Genomic DNA, 20,872 nt, shown 5'->3' on the forward strand with positions numbered 1-20,872 from the left:
TCGCTGAACGCCTTGCCATGGCCTCCTGCCAGAGACCTTGAAACAGGCTCATGAAATAGCTTCTAGAACCCCCCCCATGAAAAAGCCCGCCCGGAAACCTCCCGGGCGGGCTTTTTCATGTCGATCACCTTCAGCACCGGTGACGACGGCTCAGGTCTTGACGGACTTCTTCGGTGTCTTGAAGACCTCATTGAACAGGTTGAGCATGACCTGCCAGGAAGCCGAATCCGCGGCCGCGTCATAGCCCAGCGGCAGATCGTACTTGGCCGCCTTGGCATCCGATTCCGGATTGGTGAAGGCGTGCTTGGCGCCCGGATACTGTATCAACGTGGTGCGCGTCTCGAGTGACTGGAAGGTCGCGACCAGCTTGTCGAGATCCTCCTGCGGCACCAGCGTATCGGCCGCGCCATTCTGGATCACGACCCGGCCGGCAAACGGCTCGGGCTCCGTCACGGCAATCGACGGGCTGCCATGGAAGCTGACGACCGCCTTGAGCGGTGCTCCGGTCAGCGCCATGTTGAGCACCACGGCACCGCCGAAGCAGTAGCCGATCGCCGCCATGCGCTCGCCATCGACTTCCGGGCGTGAGCGCAGCACCGCCAGCGCCGAATTGAAGCTGGATTCGGCCTTCGGCCAGTCACTCATCACCGCAGAGGAGAAGGCACCTGCCTCCTTGGGGTGCTCGGCCGTGCGCCCACCGCCATACATGTCGACGGCCATGACCACGTAGCCAAGTCCTGCCAACTGTTCGGCGCGCTTGCGGGCGTAGCTGTTCAAGCCCCACCACTCATGCACCAGCAGGATACCGGGACGGCGCCCCTGCGCCTTGGCATCGCGTGCGATCAGGCCTACGTGCTCCTCACCATTGGCCCGATAGGTCACCGTCTCCGTCACCACCTGCGGCCCCTCGAGACGATTGACCAGCGGTGCATCCTCGGCGGCCATGGCCTGTCCGGCGGAAAATACCGACTGTGCAAACAACAGGGTGCCAGCGCACCAGCCACGTAACATTCGCATCGCCTACTCCTTGTATGACGTGATCCACTTGCATGACGCGATCCACAACCCGAGACACCGGCTGCAGGTGTGCCCGATTGATCACCGGCATTGGCTCAATTGTCCTCGCTCAAGGACTGCGATGCCAGTACCACCCGATCGCGACCGCTGCGCTTGGCACTGTAGAGCGCCATATCGGCACGGTGCAGGTAGCCATCCCGGGTCTCCCCCGGCAGCGGTGTCGCCACTCCCATGCTGATGGTGCAGCGCAGTGTCAGCGACTTGAAGCGCACCTCCAGCGCCGCGATCTGCTGTCGCAGGCGCTCGGCCATGCCGACACCGGTGGCGGTACCGGCATCGGTGAGCAGGACGGCAAACTCCTCGCCGCCCAGACGCGCAAAGCAGTCATCGCGCCGCAGCTGGGCACGACACGCCTCGCCAAGACTGATCAGCACCTGATCGCCCGCCGCATGGCCGTGAGTGTCATTGACGCGCTTGAAGTGGTCGATATCAAACAGGATCAACGCCATCTGCTCCCGCGATGACGAGCTCAGCAGGGTATCGAGCGTGTCGAGGAAGCTGGCCCGGGTCATGGCGCCGGTCATGGCGTCCGTCATCGCTTCATGCTCACGGCGCTGTTCGACCAGCTTGCGCTCATGAATGTTGCGCGACACCGACAGCACGCGTTGATACCGCCCGGTGACGGGGTCCATCGAGGGCGTCGAGATCGACTCGAACCACAGCGTATGCCCGGCCTTGTGTTGAATCCTGAAGTCGATTCGAAACACCTCGCCGAGACAGGCGGCACGATGGACCTCCTGCGCGATGCGCAGCATGTCATCGGGATGGATCAGCTGCTTGATCTCCTGGCCGATGATCTCCTGCGGGCGATAACCGCAGAGCTTTTCCACCGAGGGGCTGATGTACTGACAGATGCCATGGGAGTCCTCGATGCTGACCAGATCGCTGACGGAGTTGAGGATGAAGCGATAGCGCTCCTCGCTCTGGCGCAGTTCATCCTCGATACGGTATCGGACGGTGGCATCATCACAATAGCCATTCCAGATTACGCCGCCCTCGGGGGAGTCGATCACCTGCGGCAACCCGACACACGCCAGCCTGCGCTCCTGACCATCCGGATGCTGATAGCGTATCTCCGCCTCCCAGGGCGATTGCTGCCGGGCACTGGTCTGCAGTGACATGAGCAGCTGCTCACGCTCGCGACCCGCAATGCGCGCCAGCAGCAGCATGGGGTCGTCGATGACGGCCTGCGGGTCGAGCCCCAGCACTTGCGAGGCAACTGGCGAAAGGTAGGTATAACGCAGCTCACCCTCCCGACTCAGGCGACACTGGAAGACGACGCCGCGCATCTGCTGGACAAGGTTGTCCAATTGGCGCCGATGCGCTTCGCGCTGGGTGACATCACTGAGCTTGCCGAGCACGGCGGTGGCCTCTCCCGCAGGCGAGTAACTCAGCTGCATGTCATCCTGGAGATAGCGCTTGCGCCCATCCACATGCACGAAGGCGTAACACAGACTCAGACGACTATGGCGCTCCCGCACGGCCTCGCCGAAGCGCTGCTGACAGATGGTCAGCTCATCCGGCGCCAAGCGGGCTTGCCAGAGGCCCGGGCTTGCCATCAGCAGGTCATGCGAGAGCCCGGTGAGCGCCTCGCTGCCTGCCGACAGATACTCCAATTCCTCTGGCGGCCATTCACCAGCGGTCGCGTAGTGCGCGCCGGGCGTCTCATCCACCCGCCGCGCCAGACGCTGCTGTTGATCGATCACATGCTCGAGACGTTGATGTACCTGGGTGATGTCGCGCGCCATCACGGCCACCTGACGCCCCTCGTCGGCGAGTGAGCGTCCCAGACTGACCATCTGCACGGACAACCTGGATTCCCCCCGCGGCAGCGACAGACTGATATCGCATTGCCAGGGTTCGGCTCTCTCCAGGCTACGCAGAACATGAGGGAGGTAGAGGTGCTCAAGCGAGAGGCGGGAATGCGCACAGGCCGCATCGTGATAAAGGTGCCAGGCCGGGTTGGCATGACTGATCACCAGGCTTTCATCCTTGAGCAGCAGGATCGCCATTGGGTCACGGCTGCGCACCATCATCAGACGATAGGCACGCGCCAGCTGCTGCTCCTGCTCATTGGCCTTGTCACGCTGCGTGATATCCGTCACTCGTCCACACAGCGGATGCCCCACGCCAGAACTCCACAGACATTCCTCGAGCAACAACAGCTGACCGCTGCGGTCGCGCATGCGATACGTCGTACGCTCGACCCGCCCCATCGAGGCGCGAAAGTCACTCAACCGCTGCCGGTCGGCGGTGATCACCAGCGAAAGCCAGAGCTCCGGCTGCTTGAGAAAATCCCGCACCGTATATCCCAGCAGGCGTTCCGCCGCTGCATTCATGGCAATCAAGCGCTGACCATCAGCACTGAGCGTGAACAACACATCTGCCACGACAGCATAATGATGCTGCAGCAAACGACTATCCGCGAATGATTCAGGCAACGTGAAACCCCTTCTCTGTCATGCGGTTTGCTCAAGAATGCCCTATCCATGGCGCTGGCAGCCAGCAGTACCCCCAACGCTTGGTTGCGCGAGGATCCGAGCAGATGACGGCATATGAACGATTGCGACCTTTGCCTTTGCGTCTGACTATCTCCCTTATCGGCAGCGCACGCGCAATGTTGTGGGCGAATATCACGCAAGCGGCGCCGAAGGGAAAACCTCAGGATGCAAAAAGCCCGAAGCATAAGCTTCGGGCTTTTTGGGGAGCTCACATTGACCAGACCTGGCCCTGAACAGAGCTGTTCTTGAACAGAGCAAGCCTTGAACAGAGCAAGCCTTGAACAGAGCAAGCCTTGAACAGAGCAAGACTTGAACAGACTTGGCCTGAAAAGATCTAGCCTTGCGCGGAACGCGGCATGGCATCGTCGATGAGCGCGGAGGACGGGGCGTCAGGTGCGCCGCTGCGGCCGTCGTTGCTCTCGCCAGCCGGCTGGGCAGTAGCGCGCGGGGCCTTGCGCTTGTGACGCCGCGACTGCCTGCTGTCCTTGTCCTGCTGGGCGGAAGGCGCCTTGACCGGCAGGCGCGCCCGCAGGTGCTCGAGCAACGCGCGAAAATCATCCGGCTCCATGCCGATGCGCTCCGCTGCGGCACTTTCCTGCCATAGCACATAGATCGCCGGCTGCTCACGCCCCAGGTCCATACCCACGACCTTGCCCTCGCGCTGGGTACGCGGGTCGCGCAAGGTAGCACCGATCAATTCATGAGCTTCGCGGATGGCATCGTGCATCTGAGACAGCCTGCTGTGGAAGTCGAGATAACTGCCGGAAAGTGTGCGGCAGTGTGGCAATACCTTCCCTGAATTGCGCACAACAATGGATCACTCGCAGGCCATATGACCGCCTGCATGATTTGACGTTGTCATGACCTGGCTCGCCGATAGACGCAAGGCCAACAGGTGCGAAGTGTAACACACCGCCACAGTTTCGCTAATTTCACTCGACCGTGAATTACGATGACGACATGTTGACCACCTTTCTCGACGTATCAGTGCACGTTTCACGCCACCTGATCCAACTCTGTCGCGATCGTGCTCAGAAAAGTTGCCATAAGGTCACGCCATTGACGCAAGGCAACGACACTTTGCGCCTTGAAGCATCTCCCGCACTTTTATGGTGCGCAAAAAAAACCTCTCCCATTGGGAGAGGTTCAAAAATGGATGACGCGATGTCATTCCGAGCAGCATCGAAGCCGGTCTTGGCGCCAACCCTGACCGACCACCGATTCAAAGGGGACGAATGGCATTGCCTTGTCCGTGGAGCCTGAGCGCGACGCGAGAATCCTCGGGCCACTCGTCCTCACCTGTTGGGAGCCTGCCCTCCTGTCTTGCCGACAGACTGACAGACTCCCGAATTCTTGCTGTCCCGCGCGGCCTTGTCGGTTGATCGATGAGGGATCAACGGCCGCGCGGGACTCACCAAGCGCTTACTTGGCGGCTTGCATTGCCAGCGCAGTGTCGAGCATACGGTTGGAGAAGCCCCACTCGTTGTCGTACCACGCCATGACCTTGACCAGGCGATCTTCGCTGACGCGAGTGTGATTGCTGTCGAAGGTGGAAGAGTGTGCATCGTGATTGAAGTCGATGGACACCAGCGGCAGCTCGTTGACGGCCAGCACGCTGGAGCCTTCGGCGGCCTTGGCCACGATGGCGTTGATCTCTTCGATGGAGGTATCACGCGACGCGGTGAAGGTCAGATCGACCAGCGACACGTTGATGACCGGCACGCGGATCGCCAGACCATCCAGCTTGCCGTTCAGTTCCGGCAGCACCAGACCCACCGCCGCGGCGGCACCGGTCTTGGTCGGGATCATGGAATGGGTCGCGCTGCGGGCACGGTACGGGTCGGAGTGGTAGACATCCGACAGGTTCTGATCGTTGGTGTAGGCGTGAATGGTGGTCATCAGGCCATTCTCGATGCCGACTTCATCATTCAGCGCCTTGGCGACCGGCGCCAGGCAGTTGGTGGTGCAGGACGCGTTGGAGACGACCTGATGCTCGGCCTTCAGCACATCTTCGTTGACGCCGAACACGACAGTCGCATCGGCATCGCCGCTCGGCGCGGAGATCAGCACACGCTTGGCGCCGGCTTCGATGTGCTTGGCAGCGGCAGCACGCTTGGTGAACAGACCGGTGCATTCCATCACCAGGTCGATGTCCAGGCTGGACCACGGCAGCTGGGCCGGGTCACGCTCGGCCAGGATGCGGATCTTGTCGTCACCGACGAACAGATTCTCTTCGTCGTGCGAGACGGTTTCGGCGAAACGGCCGTGGACGGTATCGCGGCTCAGCAGGTGAGCGTTGAGCTTCGGATCACCCAGATCATTGATGGCGACGACCTGGATACGATCGTTGTACTGACCTTCATACAGCGCACGCAGCACGTTGCGACCGATGCGACCAAAACCATTGATGGCGACGCGTAATGTCATGACTCAACTCCTGTGGCGTATGGCGGGTGCAGGACCAGACCTGATCCAGGAACGAAAGCCTGCAATGCGTTCCGTGAAATTATCCTACACGCTTTTCCCATAATTTGGCCGAAAGTCGTCCAGTCTTCAAGCAGTTTTTTTGTTAAATTTACCGAATATTCCGAACAAAACCGTTTCTCGAGCGCTATGACGCGCTACTGTAGGCTACCCCGGTAACCGAACGACGCGACACGAGTGAGGCCAGAGGCTTTACACCGCCATCACCACTGGATAGCGTCGCCGGATAGCAGCACGCCCACACAGCGGGAAACGCTTTCTTTCGCCAGCCTCGGCGCCCTGCGCCGCCTGATACATGAGGTAAGAGCATGTCAGTCAACCAGACCGTAGAGCACGTGACCCAGCGCATCATCGACCGCTCCCGCGAACGCCGCGCCGCCTATGAGCAGTTGATGGAAAGCCAGCAGCGCCGCGGTGTACACCGCTCCGAGCTCTCCTGTGGCAACCTGGCGCACGGCTTTGCCGCCTGTGGCGAGACCGACAAGAATCGTCTCAAGCTGATGAACTCGGCCAACCTGGGCATTATTTCGTCATATAACGACATGTTGTCCGCCCACCAGCCGTTCGAGGACTATCCGCGCATCATCAAGGAAGCCGTCCAGGCGATGGGCTCCACCGCCCAGTTCGCCGGCGGCGTGCCCGCGATGTGCGATGGCGTGACCCAGGGTCAGCCGGGCATGGAGCTGTCACTGTTCTCCCGCGACCTGATCGCCATGGCCGCCGCTGTCGGCCTGTCGCACAACATGTTCGATGGCGCCCTGTTCCTCGGCGTGTGCGACAAGATCGTCCCGGGCCTGTTCATTGCCGCCGCACGCTTCGGCCACCTGCCGACACTGTTCGTGCCGGCAGGCCCGATGCCCTCCGGCCTGCCCAACAACGAGAAGGCGCGTGTCCGCCAGCTGTTCGCAGAAGGCAAGGTCGGCCGCGATGCGCTGCTGGAAGCCGAGTCCGCTTCCTACCACAGCCCGGGCACCTGCACCTTCTATGGCACCGCCAACTCCAACCAGCTGATGGTCGAGCTGATGGGCCTGCACCTGCCGGGCGCGTCCTTCGTCAATCCGGGCACGCCGCTGCGCGAAGCCCTGACGCGTCACGCCGCCGAGCAGACCATCCGCAACAGCGAAGTCGGCGGCGACTACCGTCCCTTCTATCGCCAGATCGATGCCCGCGCCATCGTCAATGCCATGGTCGGCCTGCTGGCTTCCGGCGGCTCCACCAACCACACCCTGCACCTGGTCGCGATGGCCGGCGCTGCGGGCGTGACCATCACCTGGGATGACTTCACCGAGCTTTCCGCGGTGGTACCGAGCCTGACGCGCATCTACCCGAACGGCCAGGCCGACATCAATCACTTCCAGGCGGCCGGCGGCATGAGCTTCCTGATCCGTGAACTGCTCAAGGCGGGTCTGCTCCACGACATCCCCACCCAGGACGGCGGCACCCTGGCCGGCTATGTCCGCGAGCCCTTCCTCGAGAACGGCAAGCTGGTCTGGAAGGACGGCCCCACCGACAGCCTCGACGAGGATGTGCTGCGTCCGGTGGCCAACCCGTTCGCCCCGACAGGCGGCCTGACCGTACTGGACGGCAACCTCGGCCGCGGCGTGATCAAGGTCTCCGCCGTCAAGGAAGAGCATCGTCTCGTCGAGGCGCCGGTGAAGCTGTTCAGTGACCAGGATGAGATGAAGGCCGCCTTCGAAGCCGGCGAGCTTGAGCAGGACATGGTCGCCGTGGTGCGCTACCAGGGTCCGCGTGCCAACGGCATGCCGGAACTGCACAAGCTGACGCCCTACCTCGGCATTCTGCAGGACCGCGGCTTCAAGGTCGCACTGGTGACGGATGGCCGCATGTCTGGCGCCTCGGGCAAGGTCCCGGCCGCCATTCACATGACGCCGGAAGCGCTCGACGGCGGCCCGCTGGCACGCCTGCGCGAAGGCGACGTGGTCCGCCTGGACGCCAATGCCGGCACCCTCACGGCGCTGGTCGATGAAGCCGAATGGGCCGAGCGCGAGGCCGAGACCATCACTCGCGACAGCTATCATCACGGCCTGGGCCGCGAGCTGTTCTCCGGCATGCGTTCACTGGTCGGCGGTGCCGAGGAAGGCGCCTCCAGCTTTGCAGGCTACGGAGACCTGCCGGGCAGCGGCCACGACCTGATGTGATGGGCGCACCCTGTCACTCTCCTGAGGCACTGACGCAAAGGAAGGATGCCGGACGATGACCCGCGACACCTCCCATCGCCTTGCTCTGGTAGGCGATATCGGTGGCACCAATGCCCGGCTGGCACTTGTCCAGCCGGGCAGCCACACCCTGCAGCACATCCAGACGCTCGCCTGCGCCGAGCATGCCGGACTCGAGGAGGCCATCCAGGCCTACTATCGGATGCTGGGCCTGTCGGAGGCCGAGCAACCCGTCGAGGCCTGCCTGGCCTTCGCCTGCCCCGTGCATGATGAACGCGTCAGCATGACCAACAATCACTGGACGTTTCTCAAGCGCGAGGTGCGCGAATCATTGAAGCTTGAGCGCTTCAAGTGCCTCAATGATTTCACCGCCATGGCGCTGGGCGTGCCCCACATCGAGGCCAGCGAACGCCTGGCCATCGGTGAGGAGCTCACCGAAGGTAGTGGCGATGCGGCCTCGCCACGCCTGGTGATCGGCCCCGGCACCGGGCTGGGTGTCGCGGGTCTGGTGCGCGGCACGCACAACTGGATCCCGCTCGCGACCGAAGGGGGGCATGCAAGCTTCGCCCCCACCGACGAGATCGAGGATGGTCTGCTCGGCATCTTCCGCCGTCGCCATGGTCGCGTCTCGGTGGAGCGCCTGCTGTGTGGCCAGGGCATGCTCGAGATCTATCAGGCCCTGGGCGAGCTTCGCGGCCTGCCGACTCCCCTCGACAGTGCGGCCAGCGTCAGCCAAGCAGCGCATGAGCACCTGCATCACGATGAACCGCAGAATGCTCTCGCCTTTGATGCCGTGATGCGCTTCATGAAGATTCTTGGCGCGGTCGCCGGCGATGCGGCACTCACGCTGGGGGCGCGTGGCGGGGTCTATCTGTGCGGTGGCGTGCTGCCGCGCAACCTGGATCTGCTGATGCGCAGCGATTTCCGACACGCCTTCACCGACAAGAATCGTCTGAGCCGTTACAATGCCGCGATACCCACCTGGGTGGTGACCGCGCCGTGGACCGGCCTGCTGGGCGCCGCCGAGGCTCTGCACAATGAAGAGGTGGCATGATGCACCGCCACCTCCTGAACCATCGAGGTAGCTCGAGATGATCCCCGAAAGTCTGCGCGCACTGATCGCCGACACCGCTGGCCAACGCACTGTCGAATGGCAGGGCCGCTCGCTGTTGATCCTCAACCAGGAGTGGGGCGAGCTGGTGGTCTGCCACCAGGGGGCTCAGGTGCTGCACTATCAGCCGACGGGCGATTCTCCCTGGCTGTGGGTGACGGAAACGCCCGCCGCCCTGCCGGGCAGCATTCGCGGCGGCATTCCGCTGTGCTGGCCCTGGTTCGCGGATGAATTCCCCGAGGGCGAAAGCGAACTGCACGGCCCCGCTCGCAAGGCCGACTGGCGCATCGATGCGGTGGACGAGGAAGACGAAGGCGTCGAGATCCATGCCTCACCGGTCTCAGCGCTGCACGCCGCCCTCTCTCCGCGCGTGGTGATCTTTGCCAGCCGCCGCTTCCTCAAGGTCGAGCTGATCACGGAAAACCGTGGCGAGGCCCCGATCAAGATGACCGGCGCGCTGCATACCTACTTCGCAGTGGCGAATGCCTTCGAGTGTCGCGTCACTGGTCTGGCCGGCGCCAGCTACCTGGACAAGCGCCAGGACTTCTCGCGCTTCGACCAGCAGGGCGAACTGGGCGTGCGCGGCCCGCTGGACCGCATCTACCAGACCAGCCAGATTCAGGTGCTCGAAGACGGCAAGCGTCAGCTGCGCATCGCCAAGCAGGGCTCTGACTCCACGGTGGTCTGGCATCCCGGGGACGCGCCGCCGGCCGACACCAGCGTCGAGAATGCGCGCAGCTTCCTGTGTGTCGAGACCGCCTGCACGCGCCTCGACCCGGTCTGGCTGCCGCCGGGCGCTCAGCATCTGCTGGCTCAGCACATCTCACCGCTGAGTGGTGATGAGGCAAGCGGCGTGTGAATGACAGCCGGCCACGCGGCTCACGGCGTGGCCGGCACCTTGCGCACCTTGTCGACCAACCGAGAGCGCCAAGCGCCTGAATCGTGTCATCGACACGACTGCCGGCTGACAGTGACTCTCGCCTCACCTGCAAGCGTGCGTCGGGCCGCCACAGAATGCGACCCGCCCCGATGAACTTCAACAACCCATACGATGGACACTTCCATGCTGCAATTGACCCGTAGTGTTTCCTGGCAGGCGCTGACCCGGCTGGGCGAGGTGACCCGCAACGACCGCATCCGCGATTACTTCGCGGCGGATCCCAAGCGCTTCGAGAAGATGAGCCTGCGCGTCGGCGGCCTGTTTCTCGACTACTCCAAGCACCACATCTCCGATGAGGTGATGGAGGCGCTGGTCGAACTGGCTGAGCACTCTGCACTCGTTCAACGTCGCGCGCAGATGTTCTCCGGCGACATCATCAACGTCACCGAGAATCGCCCGGTGCTGCACACCGCACTGCGCAGCCAGACCAACACGCCGGTCATCGTCGATGGCAAGGACGTGATGCCGGAAATCCACAAGACGCGCGAGCAGATCCGCGCCTTCTCGGAAGCCGTGCGCAGCGGTGAGTGGAAAGGCTTCGACGGCCAGCGGATTCGTGACGTGGTCAACATCGGCATCGGCGGCTCTGATCTGGGCCCCAACATGGCCTGCCGTGCGCTGCTCAAGCATCGCCACCCGGAAATCAATTTCCACTTCGTCTCCAACGTCGATGGCAACCACATCCAGAAGGTGCTCAAGCGTCTGGATCCGGCCACCACGCTGTTCATCGTCTCCACCAAGACCTTCTCCACCCAGGAAACCCTGCTCAACGCCAAGACGGCGCGCCGCTGGTTCCTGGAGCACGCCGGTCAGGATGCCGACGTCGGCGCCCACTTCGTCGCGGCTTCCACCAACCGCAAGGCGGCCAAGGAATTCGGCATTCGCGAAGAGAACGTCTTCGAATTCTGGGCCTGGGTTGGCGGTCGCTACTCCATGTGGTCTTCCATCGGCCTGCCCATCGCCCTGTCCATCGGCTATGAAGGCTTCATGGAGCTGCTGGAAGGCGCCCACGAGATGGACCAGCACTTCATCAATGCGCCGATGGCCGAGAACATGCCGGTCCTGATGGCGCTGATCGGTATCTGGTACATCAACTTCATGGGCGCCGAGACCCAGGCAATCGTGCCTTACGACCAGGCCCTGCATCAGCTGCCCGCCTTCCTGCAACAGCTGGACATGGAATCCAACGGCAAGTCGGTCGACATCTTCGGCCGTCCGGTGGACTACAAGACCGGCCCGATCGTCTGGGGCGAGACCGGCTCCAACGGCCAGCATGCCTTCTTCCAGCTGCTGCACCAGGGCACGCGCTACGTGCCCATCGACTTCATCGCCTCACTGAAGCCGGAGCCGGGTACCGAAGAGCACCACTTCGCGCTGATCACCAACATGCTGGCTCAGGCCAACGCCTTCATGGAAGGCAGCCAGGATGGCAGCAACCTCGATCCGCACTACAATTGCCCGGGTAACCGCCCGTCGAGCACCCTGCTGCTGGATGAGATGACACCGCGCAATCTCGGCGCACTGATCGCCCTCTACGAGCACAAGGTCTTCGTGCAGGGCGTGATCTGGAACATCAACTCCTTCGACCAGTGGGGCGTGCAGCTCGGCAAGCGCATCGCCGGGGAAATCAGCGCGCGTATCGATACCGACGTGAAGGCCTTCGATCCGTCCACCCAGGGCCTGCTGGCGCTGGTCCGCGAGCACTTCCCTGCCGGTGGCGCCACCCAGGCGGATGACAGCAACGACAAGCCGGGCAAGAAAGCCAAAGGCTCCACGACGACCACTCGCAAGGAAACCTCCTCCTGATGACTCCGGTAATCGCGTTCGGCGAAGCGCTCGTCGACATGCTCTCCAACAAGCTCGGCGGCCAGGCCGTCGAGCAGGAAACCTTCACGCCCTACGCGGGCGGCGCACCGGCCAACGTCGCGGTGGCCTGTGCCCGCCTCGGCCTGCCGAGCCACTTCGTCGGCATGCTGGGTCAGGACAGCTTCGGTGACTTCCTGCACGACGAACTGAGTGCTCATGGCGTGCAGATGGATCACGTCAAGCGCACCAGCCATGCACGCACCGCACTCGCCTTCGTGTCTCGCGATGAAGAGGGTGAACGCCGCTTCGACTTCTATCGTCCGCCGGCCGCTGACCTGCTGTTCCGTCCGGAGCACGCCGGGCCTGAGCTGTTCGCGACACCCGCCATCTTCCACCTGTGCAGCAACAGCCTGACCGACGCCGGCATCGCGGACACCAGCTTCGTGCTGGCGTCACGCGCGCGTGCTGCAGGCTCTCTGGTCAGCGTGGATGCCAATCTGCGTCACAACCTGTGGCCGAACCAGCAGGTCGATGTGACCCTGGTCACGCGTCTGCTGGACAACGCCGACATCCTCAAGCTGTCCCAGGAAGAGGTCGAGGCACTGACCGGCAGTCAGCCGCAGACCGACTGGCTCGAAGCGCGCCTGAAGGCCGGTGTGCGCCTGATCGTGCTCACCGATGGCCCGGGCGTGATCCGTGCCCTGGTGCGCAAGCAGAGCGGCGACATCGAGACCGTCAGCATCACGCCGCCCACCGTCAAGGCGGTCGATACCACGGCCGGTGGCGACGCCTTCATCGGGGGCTTCCTGTCAGCCCTCAGCGAAGCCGGCATCAATGCCGACAACCTGAGCGACTGGTGCGAAGACGAGAGTCATCTCAACGCCGCACTGGAGCGTGCTGCAGCCTGCGGCGCCTTCGCCGTGACTCGCCCGGGTGCCTATGCTGCACTGCCCAAGCGTGAAGACCTCGACGCCATGAAATGATGGCCGGATAATTTCGCTGACCGGTTATCCGCCAGCGCTATCATTTCCCTGAGAGGCACATGATAAAAGCCCCTTTGATCAACAGATCAAAGGGGCTTTTTCGTGACCATGACGCTCATGCTTGTGCACTGACTACCCTCCCTTCATCGGACAGGGAGTCAGCCATCACGGTAGTGACAGACGTAAAAAAGCCGGCCCCGAGGACCGGCTTTCGTTAGCTTGCTAGACGATTGAAGACGTCTTAGAAGCCGTAGTAGATGCCAACTGCAGCGCCGTCACCGGCGTCGCCAGCACGATCCAGCTGACGATATTCGACATAGGTGTACATCGCGGAAGAGATGTTGTAAGTCACACCCAGGTTGAATTCATTGAAGCTGTCATCGCCATATTCGGTAGCATAGTTGGACTGATCTTCAGCATCGACGTACTGGTAAGCACCGTAGACATCGCCCATGCCGTAGCCGTAACGTGCACCGATACCATAGAAGTCGACATCGGTGTCATCTTCTTCACCGGCGAAGCGCTCAGCCTTGATAGCAACGCGCAGTGCATCGACGGTGTACTGACCGGTGATACCGTACTGGTCACCAAGGTCTTCGCCAGTAGCGCTGTTGGCTTCGAACTGATCCAGGTTGTCATACACAGCGGCGAGGGAGAAACCACCGACAGTGTACTTGGCGCCTGTAAAGAAGGATGCCTGGTTGGAGTTGGAGATATTGTCATCGCCATCTACAGAGTCGCCATCACCCTTGAAGTTGGAACCGACGGCAAACTGCAGGCCACCCATGACCGGAGACATGTACTGCAGCTTGTCACCCTCACGCAGCGCAGCATCATTACCACCTTCACCGGAGTCGCTACCTGCCGCGAGCGCGGTGCCTGAATCACTCAGATCGAAGAATTCATTGTTGGTGATCGGATCCTGGATCCAGTCGTCCATCAGCGGATCCCAGGAACCGATACGTGCATCACCGAAGGAGCCCTTGGCACCGACGTAAGCTTGGTCGCCGCCGTCAAGACCACCATTCTTGGCTTCATCAGCGTCGTATTCCCACTCGGCCTTGAAGTAACCGACGATATCGTCGTTGATCTTGTGCTCGCCTTTGGCACCGAAGGTAGAACCATTGTCGCCAAGCTCGCTATCTTCAGCACCGTTGTACTGATCGATATAAGAGTATGCCAGCTGAACGTTACCGTAGATGTCCAGCTTGGTACCGTCCTGGTTGTAGACGGTAGCAGCGGAAGCAGAAGTAGCAGCCAGGGCAGCAGCGCCGGCGATGGCAGTAGCCAGAAGTGTCTTTTTCATCGCGATAGTTCCTTAACTAGCGTTAACTGTTCGATCGTGTCTGCCGGTGGCAGTGACCAAGGTTCCGGGCGCTTGATGACGCCTCTAAAACTCTGTGGCCTAGTTATTATCCAATGCTCGCAGGGAAACCATATACCGGGCTTTCAGGATGTGCAACAGAAAAAAACACTGTTTTCGATCACCACTCCTGAACCTATCCATCGGTCGGTTGTCTGGCGTGAGCATACTCTAGGGCTCAAGAATGAAGGATTCATGACAACCATGCGTCTTGACGCGGATTCCTGCATCACCGAGCGCATCGCTGAGCGTTAATCTCGGGTTCATTGTGGAAAAACCTCGCTTGCGACAAAAGTCGCAGAACAAATACCCGTCAACTGCTGTGCTTGTATGATGCCAAGTTGTGGTTTCCTCTCAGCTTTATCTTCATGAAAGGCACCGTCCCTGTGCCAATGATTCATTCATGAGTCTGCTATCAAGATCGGTCATCAAGCTGGGTCATCAAATCCAGTCAACAAGCCCAGTCGCCCTCCCTGTCATCAAGCTCTGTCATCAAGCTCTGTCATCAAGCCCTGTCATCAAGCCCTGTCATCAATCAATCTTTCCATCGCACCTTGTCAGCAGGCAGTGATCCTCAACTGCTCAACCAGTTGGGCAGGAACAGCGAGATAGCCGGCACATAGGTAATCAACACCAGGAACAGCAGCAACAGCGACAGCCACGGCAATGCTGCCCGAATGACCCAGGTCATCGGCTTGCCGGTGATCCCCGCCGTCACGAAGAGGTTCAGACCCACGGGGGGTGTCAGCATGCCGATCTCCATGTTGACCACCATGATGATGCCGAGATGGATCGGGTCGATCCCCAGCTGCGTCGCGATGGGGAACAGGATCGGCGCCATGATCAGCAGGATGGCCGAGGGCTCCATGAAGTTGCCCGCCGCCAGCAGCAGCAGATTCATCACGATCAGGAAGCCCCACGCCGGCAGCCCCCAGCCGATGATGGTTTCGGCGATGGTGTGCGGAATGCGCTCCGTGGTCAGTACATGCGCGAACAGCATCGCGTTGGCGATGATGAACAGCAGCATCATCGAGACGCGCGCGCCATCCAGTACCACCTTCTTGACCTCCTGATCGGTGAAGGACCCCAGAAGCCCGGCAGGCACCTGCCACAGCGCGCGCAACCCCGCACTCCCCCAGGCTTCGTTGCCCTTGCGCCACGGCACGTTCTTCAACGGCCCCATGTCGCGATAGCCCACCACGGCGATGAACCAGGCATACACCGTGGCCACGGCTGCGGCTTCGGTGGGACTGGCCACGCCACCATAGATCGAGCCCAGCACGATGAAGATCAACATCAGACCGCCCATGGCGATCAGGCCGGAGCGCGCAAGCACCCGTACGCCGGGGAAAGGTTGTGCCGGCAACTTCTTGATCCGCGCCGCGATATAGATGGCGACCATCAGGATACCGCCCATCAAAAGCCCCGGAATCAGACCAGCCATGAACATCTTGGCCGCCGAGACTTCCGTGGCGGCGGAATACACCAGCATCACGATGGACGGCGGAATCAGGATGCCCAGTGTCCCCGCATTGGTGATTACGCCCGCCGCGAAGGACTCGGTATAGCCCTGACGCACCATGCCCGCGATCACGATGGAGCCGATCGCCGCTACCGTGGCCGGAGAAGAGCCGGACACGGCGGCAAACAGCATGCATGCCAATACGGAGGCCATCGCCAGCCCACCGCGCACGTGGCCGATGGCATCGGTGGCGAAGGTGATCAGGCGACGTGCCACACCACCGGTCGAGAGAAAGGTGCTGGAGAGAATGAAGAACGGGATCGCCAGCAGGGTGTAGTGATGCGACAGGGCTTCGAACAGCTTGATCGCCACCGACCCCAGTGAGTCACTGGAAAACAGCAGGATCGTGGTGACGCTCGAGAAGCCCAGCGCAAAGGCGATCGGCATGCCGAGAAAGATGCCGCCGAACAGCAGCGCAAACAGAGTGGCTATGGTCATCGTGGTGTTCCCTGGTCACTGTCACGGTCAGCATCGCCATTGTCTTGGCCATCCGGCGCGTCCGACTGCACCAGATGCATGCTGTCCTCGCCTTCGTCATGAAAGCCGAAGCCACTGGCATCGCCACGAATCACCTTCCAGCCCAGTACCGCAAAGCGCAGCATCAGCAGCAACATGGCAATGGGCAGAATGGTGAGGGCGTACCACTTGGGAATCGCGATGTCCTCAAGCTCGATGCCGATCATCTTCATCAGCGAGAGGTATTCATAACTGCCGACCAGCAGCATCACGCAGTACGCCATGCAGATCGCCAGCGCCAGCAAGGTCGCCACGCGCTGCCAGAGCATCGGCAGCATCTTGACCACGACATCCACGCCGATGTGCGCGCCCTGCTTGACGCCCCAGGACACGCCGATCAGCACGAACCAACCCGCCAGATACAGCGTGGCTTCCTGTGACCAGCTGATGCCGGTATTGAAGACGAAGCGCAACACCACCTCGACGAAGACCAGCAGCACCATCGCTACCAGCAGCAGCGAGAACAGCGTCTCTTCCGCCTTGTGAAGCCATCGTAGTGCCATGGCAAAAATCCTCATGTCGCTCAAGGACACTTGCCCCACGCGAGATCGCCGATGTCCTGGCGCTCAAGATGGGGCAAGTGATGGATGGCCTGATGGCTTACTGGTTGGCAGCTTCCGCGGCGTCGACGATGTCCTGACCGATGTCGTCGGCAAACTCGCCCCATACCGGCTTCATGGCGTCGACCCACTGCTGACGCTGGGCATCGTCGAGCGTGATGATCTCGCTCTGACCGGAATCGATGATGGCCTGCTTGGCCTCCATGTTCTTGGCTTCGGAGAGCTGGTTGCCGTAGACGATGGCCTCATCGAGCGCCGACTTGACCTCGCCACGCACATCATCCGGCAGGCCATTCCAGAAGCGTGCCGAGGACACCACCATGTAATCCAGCACGCCGTGGTTGGACTCGGTGATGTACGGCTGCACCTCGAAGAACTTCTGGGAGTAGATATTGGAGTAGGTATTCTCCTGGCCGTCGATGGCCTTGGTCTGCAGCAGGATGAAGACCTCGGAGAACGGCTTCTTCAGCGAGACGGCATCCACCGCATCAAACTGGGCCTCGAGCACATCGGAGGTCATGATGCGGAACTTCTTGCCGTCGGCATCCTCCGGTGTCTTGAGCGGCGACGACGCGGACAGCTGCTTCATGCCGTTATGCAGATAACCGAGCCCCACCAGCCCCTTGGATTCCAGCGACGTCAGCAATGACTGGCCCGTCTCGCTGCTCTGGAAGCGCTCGACAGCGCCCATGTCCTTGAACAGGAAGGGCAGATCGAAGACCTGCAGCTGATCGGTATATTTCTGGAACTTGGACAATGACGGTGCCGCCAGCTGCACATCGCCCAGCAGCATGGCTTCCAGCACCTTGTCGTCCCCGTACAGCTGCGAACTGGGGTAGAGCTCGACTTCCACCTTGTCGCCTAGACGCTCCTCTACCAGTTGCTGGAATTTCTTGCCCATCTGGCCCTTGGGGGTATTTTCCGCCACCACATGGGAGAACTTGATGGTGATCGGGTCGGCCATGGCCGTCGCTGAGGCAAACAGGATGGCAGCACTCAGGGCGGTCAGGGCTGGCTTGATAAGGCGCATGGCGAATCCTCTTGAATTGCGGATATTGTTGGTCTTGTAGGGCATTCGATATCCCGTCTGCGCGGCTCCGGCACGAAGCCGCGCAGAGGTGCGGCGCGAGCAGGGATAGCCGAGACACTGCGAGCATTGCGCCACAGCCGCCAGATAGACGAGACAATCCAGACAATTCAACAAGTTGAAGACGCACAGTTGGCACACAACTCGCGCACAAGTGAGCCGAATTCCGCGGGCCGCTGGCGATTTGTGAGGAGCTGTGCGGATTTCCGCCCATCAACGACAAGGCCCCTGTGCGGGAATCCGCACAGGGGCCTTGTCTGTTAGCACCGATCATGGTCGACCGAGCGCCTTCACCAGCTGTCACACCACCTGCCAACACACTCTCAGGGACGGTGCTCAGGGACTGTGTTCAGGGACGATGCTTGGTCATCAGCTCGCTGAGCTTGTGGCTGATGCGCTGATCGGTCGCCTGCTCTTCACGCGCCTTCTGCTGACGCGTCAGCTCATCGAGCTGCTGACGGGCATGACGTGCCTCATCTTCCGTCACGGCACCCACCGACTGGCCCGAGAGGTCCACCCGTTGCGTGCCCGCCCGTACCGCCTTCAGATACCGCGGCAGATGGACATAACCCGCCAGCGCGCGCCGCACCAGCTTGTCATCCCAGGGCTCGTTTTCCAGCAGCTCGATATGGATGCCGATCTTCAGCGGCCGGGTATGGCCCTTGAAGAAGGTATCCGGATAGCGCTTGTACCACTGCTTGAGCAGCGCATGGGGAGAAGGCGCCGACTCAGGCTGAGAAGCCTGCTGTGCTTGCGGGGCCTCGCTCTGCGCGGCAGCTGCCGGCTGACTCACGTTCAGGCGCTCTGAGGCCAGGCGTTCTGCCTGCGCTTCCTGCTGCGCTGCCAGACCCGACTCCGCATTCGTGGAGGGTTGCGGCGCAGAAGCCTGCTCAGCCTGCTCAGCCAGTTCGCGCAATTGCGCATCTCGCGCCAGCAACGCCTCATTCACCGCGCTTAACTGCGCCTGCTGCTCCTGCAGTGTCTGGCGCGCCGCCGCGAGTTGCTCAGCGAGCTGCTCACGCTCATGACGCTCCGCGGCCAGTGCACGCTCGGCTTCTGCCAGCGCACGCTGATGCGCATCGGCATCTGCCGTGGCTGCAGACGTTGCCTGCTGCTCCAGCTGGGCCAGCGCATCGCGCAGGCGGGCATTTTCCGACTCCAGGGCCGCACGGGCCTGGCGCTCTGTGTCACGCTGCTGTCGCTGTGTGTCGGCTTCATGTTCAAGCGCAGAATACAGCGCTTCGAGGCGATCCATCGTCAAGGCCTGAGCCTCCCTTGCACGCTATGGGCAGTTCCGTTTGGCACCAGTCTGTGTCAGTACCTGCTGACTGTAAAGGTCACGCCGGCCAGCCAGTGGCTCAGACGTCGCGGCGCTCGAAGCGCACGAAGTCATAGGCCGGCAGGCCCTCACCACTCTCCCCCGGGACACGCTGCGCTTCCTGCCAGCTCGCATCCAGCGCCGGGAAATGGGCATCGCCCTCGATCTCGACCGCAACCTCGGTGAGGTAGAGGCGCGTCGCCACCGGCAGCGCCTGGGCGTAGATCTGACCGCCACCGATCACCATGATCTCATCCACGCCTTCGATCATCGCGTGGTGGTCCGCCATGCTCAGCGCGGCGGCCAGGTCACTGCAGACCCGCACGCCATCGTGACTGAACTCGCTGTCACGCGTGACCACGATGTTGAGGCGGTTGGGCAGCGGCCTGCCGATGGAGGCGAAGGTCTTGCGCCCCATGATCACCGGCTTGCCCTGGGTGACATGCTTGAAGAACTTCAGGTCTTCCGGCAGATACCACGGCAACTGGTTGTCGACGCCGATCACGCGGTTGACCGACATGGCGGCAATCATCGCGACGGGCACGACGGTGTCAGCCGCCGCCGTCAGCGGAGAGAATTCATTATCGCTCATACAGCCACCTGCGCCTTGATATGCGGATGGGATTCATAGCCTTCGATGGCAATGTCATCGAAGGTGAAGTCGAACAGATCCGTGACTTCCGGATTCAACACCAGCTGCGGCAGCGCCAGCGGCTCACGCGTCAACTGCTCACGTGCCTGCTCGAGATGATTGCTGTAAAGGTGGGCATCGCCGAGGGTGTGGATGAACTCGCCCGGCTTGAGGCCACACACTTGGGCGACCATCTGGGTCAGCAACGCATAGCTTGCGATGTTGAACGGCACGCCGAGGAAGATGTCCGCGCTGCGCTGATAGAGCTGGCAGGACAGGCGACCATCGGCGACGTAGAACTGGAACAGTGCATGACAAGGCGGCAGCGCCATCTCGTCCACCAGCGCCGGGTTCCAGGCCGAGACCATCAGGCGGCGCGAATCCGGGTTGGTCTTGATCTGCTCGATCAGCTGGCTGATCTGGTCGACGGAACCGCCTTGCGGGTTCGGCCAGCTGCGCCACTGGTAACCGTATACCGGCCCGAGGTCGCCATTCTCATCGGCCCACTCGTCCCAGATACGCACGCCGTTTTCCTTCAGGTAGGCGATGTTGGTATCGCCCTTCAGGAACCACAGCAGCTCGTGGATGATCGAGCGCAGGTGCAGCTTCTTGGTCGTGACCAGCGGAAAGCCTTCGGCCAGATCAAAGCGCATCTGGTGGCCGAAGACACTCAGGGTGCCGGTGCCGGTGCGATCGCCCTTTTGTGTGCCGTTTTCCAGCACATGGCGCATCAGATCTAGATAGGGTTGCATGGTGGCGAGTCCGTACGGCGTGTCAGAGGCTGGCGCAGCGAGCG

The 20,872-nt window shown here is 61.8% G+C and carries 16 protein-coding genes; 5 read left to right on the forward strand and 11 right to left on the reverse strand.

Annotated elements, in window-relative coordinates; all coding sequences use genetic code 11:
* Positions 1-150 precede the first annotated feature (150 nt).
* The 4 genes from AOG28_RS05370 to gap all read right to left on the reverse strand — a co-directional run bounded on the left by AOG28_RS05370 (position 151) and on the right by gap (position 6,005).
* Complete coding sequence (locus AOG28_RS05370; RefSeq protein WP_064503214.1) at positions 151-1,017, reverse strand: dienelactone hydrolase family protein; 867 nt, start codon at positions 1,015-1,017, stop codon at positions 151-153.
* Between the two features lie 95 nt (positions 1,018-1,112).
* Positions 1,113-3,467, reverse strand: coding sequence for a sensor domain-containing diguanylate cyclase (locus AOG28_RS05375; protein WP_152965337.1), 2,355 nt, complete (start codon positions 3,465-3,467; stop codon positions 1,113-1,115).
* A 445-nt stretch (positions 3,468-3,912) separates the two neighbouring features.
* Positions 3,913-4,305 (reverse strand): hypothetical protein, encoded by a 393-nt coding sequence (locus tag AOG28_RS05380; protein ID WP_054555568.1) that lies wholly within the window; start codon positions 4,303-4,305, stop codon positions 3,913-3,915.
* 695 nt (positions 4,306-5,000) lie between these two features.
* Positions 5,001-6,005: a type I glyceraldehyde-3-phosphate dehydrogenase gene (gene gap / locus AOG28_RS05385; protein WP_043331416.1), complete on the reverse strand. Its 1,005-nt coding sequence runs from the start codon at positions 6,003-6,005 to the stop codon at positions 5,001-5,003.
* 365 nt (positions 6,006-6,370) lie between these two features.
* On the opposite strand from gap, the gene edd reads away from it, so the two are divergent.
* The 5 genes from edd to AOG28_RS05410 all read left to right on the forward strand — a co-directional run bounded on the left by edd (position 6,371) and on the right by AOG28_RS05410 (position 13,079).
* The gene (edd, locus tag AOG28_RS05390; RefSeq protein ID WP_054555569.1) at positions 6,371-8,221 is read left to right on the forward strand and encodes a phosphogluconate dehydratase; all 1,851 of its coding nucleotides are present in this window, start codon (positions 6,371-6,373) and stop codon (positions 8,219-8,221) included.
* Between the two features lie 55 nt (positions 8,222-8,276).
* Positions 8,277-9,293 (forward strand): glucokinase, encoded by a 1,017-nt coding sequence (gene glk / locus AOG28_RS05395; RefSeq protein ID WP_054555570.1) that lies wholly within the window; start codon positions 8,277-8,279, stop codon positions 9,291-9,293.
* Positions 9,294-9,330: 37 nt separating this feature from the next.
* Positions 9,331-10,209 carry a D-hexose-6-phosphate mutarotase gene (locus AOG28_RS05400; RefSeq protein ID WP_054555571.1) on the forward strand — a complete coding sequence of 293 codons (879 nt, stop codon included), beginning with the start codon at positions 9,331-9,333 and terminating at the stop codon, positions 10,207-10,209.
* Between the two features lie 204 nt (positions 10,210-10,413).
* Positions 10,414-12,096 (forward strand): glucose-6-phosphate isomerase, encoded by a 1,683-nt coding sequence (gene pgi, locus AOG28_RS05405; RefSeq protein WP_054555572.1) that lies wholly within the window; start codon positions 10,414-10,416, stop codon positions 12,094-12,096.
* Complete coding sequence (locus AOG28_RS05410) at positions 12,096-13,079, forward strand: carbohydrate kinase family protein (RefSeq protein ID WP_054555573.1); 984 nt, start codon at positions 12,096-12,098, stop codon at positions 13,077-13,079. The genes pgi and AOG28_RS05410 overlap by 1 nt, the downstream gene beginning before the upstream one ends.
* Positions 13,080-13,320: 241 nt before the next feature.
* Here AOG28_RS05410 and AOG28_RS05415 read toward each other — a convergent pair whose 3' ends face one another.
* From AOG28_RS05415 to AOG28_RS05445, 7 genes are all read right to left on the reverse strand, one after another.
* Positions 13,321-14,385 (reverse strand): porin, encoded by a 1,065-nt coding sequence (locus AOG28_RS05415; RefSeq protein WP_054555574.1) that lies wholly within the window; start codon positions 14,383-14,385, stop codon positions 13,321-13,323.
* A gap of 631 nt (positions 14,386-15,016) precedes the next feature.
* Positions 15,017-16,402: a TRAP transporter large permease gene (locus AOG28_RS05420; protein ID WP_043331424.1), complete on the reverse strand. Its 1,386-nt coding sequence runs from the start codon at positions 16,400-16,402 to the stop codon at positions 15,017-15,019.
* Positions 16,399-16,983, reverse strand: a complete 585-nt coding sequence (locus tag AOG28_RS05425) for a TRAP transporter small permease (protein ID WP_054555575.1) — start codon at positions 16,981-16,983, stop codon at positions 16,399-16,401. Before AOG28_RS05425 ends, AOG28_RS05420 begins: the two co-directional genes overlap by 4 nt.
* A gap of 97 nt (positions 16,984-17,080) precedes the next feature.
* On the reverse strand, positions 17,081-18,070 hold the full coding sequence (locus AOG28_RS05430) for a TRAP transporter substrate-binding protein (RefSeq protein ID WP_054555741.1): 990 nt from the start codon (positions 18,068-18,070) through the stop codon (positions 17,081-17,083).
* A gap of 406 nt (positions 18,071-18,476) precedes the next feature.
* Positions 18,477-19,382, reverse strand: a complete 906-nt coding sequence (locus AOG28_RS05435) for a ProQ/FINO family protein (protein ID WP_054555576.1) — start codon at positions 19,380-19,382, stop codon at positions 18,477-18,479.
* 103 nt (positions 19,383-19,485) lie between these two features.
* On the reverse strand, positions 19,486-20,037 hold the full coding sequence (locus AOG28_RS05440) for a dihydrofolate reductase (RefSeq protein WP_054555577.1): 552 nt from the start codon (positions 20,035-20,037) through the stop codon (positions 19,486-19,488).
* A complete protein-coding gene (locus tag AOG28_RS05445) occupies positions 20,034-20,828 on the reverse strand; it encodes a thymidylate synthase (RefSeq protein ID WP_043331428.1) in 795 nt (264 codons plus the stop codon). Before AOG28_RS05445 ends, AOG28_RS05440 begins: the two co-directional genes overlap by 4 nt.
* Positions 20,829-20,872: the final 44 nt, after the last annotated feature.

The sequence above is a fragment of the Cobetia sp. UCD-24C genome (genome assembly GCF_001306765.1).
GTDB classification, from domain to species: Bacteria; Pseudomonadota; Gammaproteobacteria; order Pseudomonadales; family Halomonadaceae; genus Cobetia; species Cobetia amphilecti.

What these genes read in the sequence shown, in the direction of transcription:
- AOG28_RS05415 (WP_054555574.1), bottom strand. Translation starts at nt 14,385, where the DNA reads ATGAAAAAGACACTTCTGGCTACTGCCATCGCCGGCGCTGCTGCCCTG.
- AOG28_RS05425 (WP_054555575.1), bottom strand. Translation starts at nt 16,983, where the DNA reads ATGGCACTACGATGGCTTCACAAGGCGGAAGAGACGCTGTTCTCGCTG.
- gap (WP_043331416.1), bottom strand. Translation starts at nt 6,005, where the DNA reads ATGACATTACGCGTCGCCATCAATGGTTTTGGTCGCATCGGTCGCAAC.
- edd (WP_054555569.1), top strand. Translation starts at nt 6,371, where the DNA reads ATGTCAGTCAACCAGACCGTAGAGCACGTGACCCAGCGCATCATCGAC.
- AOG28_RS05430 (WP_054555741.1), bottom strand. Translation starts at nt 18,070, where the DNA reads ATGCGCCTTATCAAGCCAGCCCTGACCGCCCTGAGTGCTGCCATCCTG.
- AOG28_RS05440 (WP_054555577.1), bottom strand. Translation starts at nt 20,037, where the DNA reads ATGAGCGATAATGAATTCTCTCCGCTGACGGCGGCGGCTGACACCGTC.
- AOG28_RS05380 (WP_054555568.1), bottom strand. Translation starts at nt 4,305, where the DNA reads ATGCACGATGCCATCCGCGAAGCTCATGAATTGATCGGTGCTACCTTG.
- AOG28_RS05370 (WP_064503214.1), bottom strand. Translation starts at nt 1,017, where the DNA reads ATGCGAATGTTACGTGGCTGGTGCGCTGGCACCCTGTTGTTTGCACAG.
- pgi (WP_054555572.1), top strand. Translation starts at nt 10,414, where the DNA reads ATGCTGCAATTGACCCGTAGTGTTTCCTGGCAGGCGCTGACCCGGCTG.
- AOG28_RS05410 (WP_054555573.1), top strand. Translation starts at nt 12,096, where the DNA reads ATGACTCCGGTAATCGCGTTCGGCGAAGCGCTCGTCGACATGCTCTCC.
- glk (WP_054555570.1), top strand. Translation starts at nt 8,277, where the DNA reads ATGACCCGCGACACCTCCCATCGCCTTGCTCTGGTAGGCGATATCGGT.
- AOG28_RS05400 (WP_054555571.1), top strand. Translation starts at nt 9,331, where the DNA reads ATGATCCCCGAAAGTCTGCGCGCACTGATCGCCGACACCGCTGGCCAA.
- AOG28_RS05420 (WP_043331424.1), bottom strand. Translation starts at nt 16,402, where the DNA reads ATGACCATAGCCACTCTGTTTGCGCTGCTGTTCGGCGGCATCTTTCTC.
- AOG28_RS05435 (WP_054555576.1), bottom strand. Translation starts at nt 19,382, where the DNA reads ATGGATCGCCTCGAAGCGCTGTATTCTGCGCTTGAACATGAAGCCGAC.
- AOG28_RS05445 (WP_043331428.1), bottom strand. Translation starts at nt 20,828, where the DNA reads ATGCAACCCTATCTAGATCTGATGCGCCATGTGCTGGAAAACGGCACA.